This window comes from Brevibacterium sp. VCM10 (assembly GCF_000583215.1).
GTDB lineage: Bacteria > Actinomycetota > Actinomycetes > Actinomycetales > Brevibacteriaceae > Brevibacterium > Brevibacterium linens.
The window spans coordinates 1-622 of the sequence record NZ_JAJB01000139.1; the positions used below are offsets into that span (position 1 = coordinate 1).

At 63.0% G+C, this 622-nt stretch carries 1 protein-coding gene; it reads right to left on the reverse strand.

Features of this window, described 5'->3' with window-relative positions; genetic code table 11:
* On the reverse strand, nt 1-572 hold a 572-nt coding region (locus AD89_RS0117780; protein WP_231488774.1), incomplete at its 3' end, for a serine hydrolase.
* Between the last annotated feature and the right edge of the window lie 50 nt (nt 573-622).

Sequence of the window (622 nt, forward strand, 5' to 3'; positions counted from 1 at the left end):
ACCGCCTCGGCGACGGCGGCGACCAGGGCCGGTCCGTCCTCTGATTCTGGGTCATCGGCTTCTGTCATCACGGAGACGACGATGGGTTGGCGATCGGGAGGCGTGACCACTGCGATATCGTTCTGAATCGCATCCGAGTGCCCCGATTTGTCTCTGACCACCCATCCCTCGGGTGCGCCGGCACGGATGAGCGGGTCACCGGTCTCGTTCGCCGACATCCAGTCGAAGAGCACCCTGCGATCATCGTCCGAAAACCGCTGCGGGTCGAGGAGGCTCTGCAGATCGGCAGTGATTGCAGCCGGAGTGGTGGTGTTGTCCGTGCTGCCGTCTTCGACGTCGTTGAGTTCCGGCTCTTCGTCGGTGACCTCGGTCGTCATGTCACCGTTCTTCTCCAGGGCGTCGTCGAGCGCCTCGGGCCCACCGAGCTCATCGAGCACAATGTTCATCGCCAGATTGTCACTGACCCTCAGCGCGCTCTCGGCAACGTCTTCGAGCGGCAGTCCCTCGTCGACGTGCTTCTCCGTCACCGGTGTCCACCCGGCCTCATCGACATCGGCCTGTGTCCAGGACACGTTCTTTTCAAGCTCTTTCGGTGTCGTGCGATCGAGGAGTTCGGCGACGG